Genomic DNA, 5,373 nt, shown 5'->3' on the forward strand with positions numbered 1-5,373 from the left:
GAAGATGGGCGAGGAAGGCCGCAATCGCTTCTTGCAGCTCGTGCCCTCCGGACGGATGGGCACCCCCGAAGAGTACGCCGCCACGGTCGTGCACCTGGCGGGCGAGCATTACCTGGCCGGGCAGGTCATTTCGCCGAACGGCGGCATGTTGATCTGAGCAGGCTGAAGAACATGGAGACAAACATGGAACACGTGAAAGTAATGAAGGGCATTGCCCGCTCCAAGGGGCGGGCCAGCGGTGAGGCTCTCGTCAGTGAAATGCGATTCGGGTGGGGCTACAACACGGTCACCAATGACGGCGGAATCATCGGTGCCTACGAGAACCCGCTGAACGGCCAGTGCGTGAAGGGCAGGATCATGGTGTACCCGACCGTGTCCGGCACGACGCTGGGCTCGGTGGGCCTGTACTACAAGTGCCAGGTGTCCAAGGTCGGCCCGACCGGCATCGTCTGCCGCAACGTGCACGACATCGACATCGCGGGCGCCATCGCCGGCGAGATTCCCGCGGTGGACTGCCTCGACGGCGACCCCCTCCAGGAGATCCGCACAGGTGACTGGGTGGAGATCCGCGCCGACGAAGTCGGCAAGGAAGCCACCGTCACGATCACGCGCAAAGCATCGGCCTGATGCCTTGTCCAACCCCCATTTGAATTACACGAGGACTATATGAAGCTCGATCGAAACCAGCAGGAAATGCTGGATGGAAAGTTTGGCGAGGCACGGCGCTTCGCGCTGGAAAAGCTGGTGGACTTTGGCAAGGCTGTCGGCGCCGAGGAGATGGTGCCGCTGTCCTTCGTCCTCAACGTCTGTCCGATAGAGATGAAGGACCGGTCGCATCCCGACCTCTCGACCTTCGACATGGGCCACAGCCCGCTGTACGACAAATTCATCGAGATCAAGGATGCCCGCGTCGCCGACGAGAGCAAGACGATCTGCCTGAACGACCCGTATCTCGTCCAGATCGACAAGTACGAGGAGCCCGGCTACCCGTGGAACTTCTCGTGGGGCGACGGCAGCTACAAGCTGCCCAAGGACATCTACGACGGCTATGTGCGCGGCCATGACGCGCTGAAGGCGCACGGCTGGATCATGTCGCAGTCGTGCAATTCGCACCTCACCACCCGCACGCCGAGGTACGGCGAGTTCTGCGCCTCCTCCGAGTCCAGCGTCGCCGCCTATCTGAACACCTTCGTCGGTGCGCGCAGCAACCGCGAGAGCACGGTCAACACCGTGTATGCCGGCTATACCGGCTACCTGCCCAAATACGGCATGCTGCTCGACGAAAACCGGCTCGCGAAGGTGATCGTCGAACTCACCGACGAGGTCAAGGAGAAGATGACCGACCCGGCGGACTGGGCGGCCCTGGGCGCCGTCATTGCCGAAAAGGGTGGCAACCGCATCCCGGCTGTCGTCAACATGCCGCCGCTGCTGAGCCCGACGGCCGGCAAGTGCCTGTCGGGTTGCGTCTCCGCGGGAATGAACGACCCGATGCTGCACATCATCGGCTCGGCCCTGCCCGAGTCGCGCACGCTGGAAGCCGCGTTCGGCGGCAAGGTCCCGGCGAACGTCGAGAAGCACATCGTGACGCTGGACGACGTGCGGGAGTACTACCGCAAACTCGACTCGGCCAAGAGCGACAAGGTGGACATCGTCGTCTTCGGCTGCCCGCACCTGACGTACCACGAGATTCGCCAGATCGCCGGCCTGATCAAGGGCCGCAAGGTGAGCTCGAACGTGCACATGTGGGTGCAGACCGACACTCCGTCCTACCACATGGCCAGAGACAACGGCGAGGCCAAGATCATCGAGGACGCCGGCGGAAAGATCTATCACTCCACGTGCATGGGCATGAACCCGGTGCGCACCTGGAGTCACGACCTCAACATCGCGACGAACAGCTTCAAGTACGTCAAGCTCGGCGGCGGCTTCGGACAGGGCTGGCACTTCGGTGCGGTTCCCGATCTCATCGACGCGGCCGTGAACGGCCGGTTCGTGTCTACCCGCTGGTAAGAGGAACCATCATGAACGCAAACATGATGCAGCAGCCGCTGCTGATCTCGACGCTCCTCAATCATGCGGAGCGCCACCATGGCGACCAGGAAATCGTCTCGCGCCGCGTCGAAGGCGACCTGCATCGCCAGACCTACGGCGACCTCGCCCAGCGAGCGCGCCGCATGGCCAACGCGCTGGCCGCGAACGGCATCCGCTTCGGCGATCGCGTCGCAACGCTCGCATGGAATGGCTACCGCCACATGGAGCTGTACTACGCGGTGTCGGGATCCGGCGCCGTGCTGCACACGCTCAATCCTCGGTTGCATCCGGACCAGGTCGTGTGGATYGCCGACCATGCCGAAGACCAGGTGCTGTTCTTCGACCTGACCTTCCTGCCGCTGGTCGAGGCGATCGCCTCGCGCGTGAAAACCATCAAGGCATTCGTTGCCATGACCAGCCGGGASYWCATGCCGGTGKCGTCGAYGATCCCGAACCTGTTGTGCTAYGAGGACCTGATCGACGCGCATTCCCCGSAATTCAMSTGGCCGGTGTTCGACGAAAACACGGCCTCGTCRCTGTGCTACACSTCGGGCACCACCGGCAAYCCCAAGGGCGCGCTGTACAGCCACCGGTCCACGGTGYTGCACACCTAYGCCASCGCATTGCCGGATTCGYTCGACTGCTCTTCGCGCGACACGATCCTGCCGGTCGTGCCGATGTTCCACGTCAACGCCTGGGGCCTGCCCTATGTGGCGTGCATGGTCGGCGCCAAGCTCGTGTTCCCCGGCCCATGGATGGATGGCAAGTCGCTGCACGAGCTGTTCGAGACCGAAGGCGTGACCATGTCGGCAGGCGTGCCGACCGTGTGGCAGGGCTTGCTGGCGCATGTCGAAGCCAACAACCTGAAGTTCAGCACCATGAAGCGCACCGTGATCGGCGGCTCGACCTGCCCGCCGGCCATGATGGATGCCTTCGAGGACAAGTACGGCGTCCAGGTGATCCATGCCTGGGGCATGACCGAGCTGAGCCCGATGGGTGCGCTGGGAAAACTCAAGGGCAAGCATGCGGGCCTTGACGCGGCGCAGCGCCGGGCGCTGCAGGCGAAGCAGGGGCGCTCTCTGTACGGCATCGACATGAAGATTGTCGATGAGCACGGCAGCGAACTCCCGCGCGATGGCCAGACTTCGGGCGAGCTCATGGTGCGCGGTCCCTGGGTCATTGCCGCCTACTTCAAGGGCGAAGGCGGTGATCCCCTGGTCGAGGGGTGGTTCCCGACGGGCGACGTCGCGACGATCGATGCCGACGGATTCATGCAGATCACCGACCGCAGCAAGGACGTCATCAAGTCCGGCGGCGAGTGGATCGGATCGATCGACCTCGAAAACATTGCAATGGCCCACCCGGCAGTGGCGATGGCCGCGTGCATCGGCGTCAAGCACCCGAAGTGGGACGAGCGCCCGCTGCTGGTGGTGGCGAGGAAGCCGGGCGCCGAGGTGACGCGCGACGAACTTCTCGCCTTCTTCGACGGACGGATCGCCAAGTGGTGGACGCCGGACGACGTGGCATTCGTCGACAGCATTCCGCTGGGCGCCACGGGGAAGATGCTGAAGAACCGGCTGCGCGAGAACTTCCGCGACTACCTGCTGCCGACAGCCTGAGTTCGGAAGATCCACACCACGCTCTCGGGCGCCGCATATCTACAACGAAGGAGACAAAGTGAATATCCAAACTACCAGCTCAAAGCCGAATGACGGCTACCTGTTCGGGCCGCGCCAGGCGTGGTTCGCCTTTGCGATGACCATTGGGCTGATGCTCTTCGACTACATCGATCGCCAGGTCATCGTCTCGCTGTTCCCGTACATGAAGGCGGATTGGGGCCTCTCGGACAAGCAGCTCGGCGCCCTGGTTTCGGCCCTCTCGATCGTCCTCGCCGCCTGCGCGCTTCCGGTGTCGCTCGTTGCCGACCGCGTGAGCCGCGTCAAGAGCATCGTGACGATGGCCACGGTGTGGAGCATCGCCTCGATCTCTTGCATGTTCACGCGCAACTACAGCGCGCTCTTGGCGGCGCGCGCTGTGGTCGGCGTCGGAGAGGCCGGCTACGGTGCGGTGGGCGCCGCACTGATTGCGACCCACTTCCCCGACCGGATGCGCAGCGCGCTGATGGGCAGCTTCATGGCGGCCGCCTCCGTGGGCTCCGTGCTGGGCGTCGCGCTCGGCGGCGTCATCGCGGCGCGCTGGGGTTGGCAGGCGGCGTTCGGCGTGGTCGGCATTCCTGGCCTCCTGGTGAGTCTGGCCTACATCAAGGTGCGCGACTACCAAACGGTCGACGTCGGCACGCATGCCCAGGGAGCCACGCGCTCAGCGGTCGGCGTCTTCCGCGCGGCCTTCGAGGCACTGAAGCGGTCGCCGACGCTGCTGTGGGTCGGCATCGGGAGCGCCGTGCAACTCATCGTCTTGTCGTCGATGTGGGCCTGGCTGCCGAGTTTCCTGAATCGTGTGCATGGGATCGCGCCTGCACAGGCGGGAGTGCACGCCGCGCTTGTCGTGCTGTGCGGCGCGCTGGGCAGTGTGATCTGGGGCGTCGTGTGTGACATGGCCGGAAAGCGCTACCCGCGTGCCCGGGTGCTTTCGATGGGCGTGTTGTGCCTGATCTCGACAGCCGTCCTTGGCGCCGCGTTCGGTCTGCCGTTGCTCGGCGTGCAGCTCTCCAACCAGGTGCAGTTCGCGTTGTTTGCCCTTGGCGGCTTCTTTGCGACCTGTACCGCCGGTCCTTCTGCTGCCATTGTCATGAACGTCGTTCACCCCGGCTTTCGCGCCACGGGCGCTTCGATCCTCGGGTTGCTCCAGAACCTGTTCGGCATGGCCATGGGGCCGCTCATTGGGGGGGCGCTGTCCGATGCCTTCGGGCTGCAGACGGCATTGGCCGTGACACCCGTGTTCGGGATCGCTGCCGCCTGGATGCTGGTCATCGGTTCCCGTACCTACGAGCGCGATGTCGAGCGGGCCGCAAGCCCGCTTGTCGATCACACAAGTCTGCCTGAACCACAACTCGCAGCTTGACGCGGTCCAGCACGTTGTCGGCGGGCGCTTCGCGCACCACGGTCTGCGGCAGCCTTCGGCGTCGAGGCGAAACCATCCCACTGAGCAGCCCACCCAAGCACACAAGAGAAACAGAATCAATGGAGCGCCATGGACGGCCAGGACCTGCTTGAGACCTTTCGCGAAGTCGCCCTGCGCGGCAGCTTCTCCCGTGCCGCCCACTCGCTCGGGATGTCCAAGGCCAACGCCAGCAAGTACGTGGCGCTGCTGGAGACCCGGTTCGGCGTACGGCTGCTCAATCGCTCGACACGCTCGGTCAGCCTGACCGACGCGGGCCACCTC

The 5,373-nt window shown here is 64.4% G+C and carries 5 protein-coding genes; all 5 read left to right on the forward strand.

From position 1 onward, the window contains the following. The first annotated feature begins 183 nt into the window (after nt 1-183). The gene (locus AC1D2K_RS29050; RefSeq protein ID WP_478093178.1) at nt 184-627 is read left to right on the forward strand and encodes an aconitase X swivel domain-containing protein; all 444 of its coding nucleotides are present in this window, start codon (nt 184-186) and stop codon (nt 625-627) included. 39 nt (nt 628-666) lie between these two features. After that, on the forward strand, nt 667-2,010 hold the full coding sequence (locus AC1D2K_RS29055; protein WP_478093180.1) for an aconitase X: 1,344 nt from the start codon (nt 667-669) through the stop codon (nt 2,008-2,010). An 11-nt stretch (nt 2,011-2,021) separates the two neighbouring features. Beyond that, nucleotides 2,022-3,650 carry a 3-(methylthio)propionyl-CoA ligase gene (locus AC1D2K_RS29060; protein WP_478093182.1) on the forward strand — a complete coding sequence of 543 codons (1,629 nt, stop codon included), beginning with the start codon at nt 2,022-2,024 and terminating at the stop codon, nt 3,648-3,650. Nucleotides 3,651-3,801: 151 nt separating this feature from the next. After that, nucleotides 3,802-5,052: an MFS transporter gene (locus AC1D2K_RS29065; RefSeq protein ID WP_478093184.1), complete on the forward strand. Its 1,251-nt coding sequence runs from the start codon at nt 3,802-3,804 to the stop codon at nt 5,050-5,052. Nucleotides 5,053-5,181: 129 nt separating this feature from the next. Next, a partial coding sequence (locus tag AC1D2K_RS29070) for a helix-turn-helix domain-containing protein (RefSeq protein ID WP_478093185.1) occupies nt 5,182-5,373 on the forward strand: 192 nt, incomplete at its 3' end.

This window comes from Variovorax sp. P1_H12_2 (genome assembly GCF_056405335.1).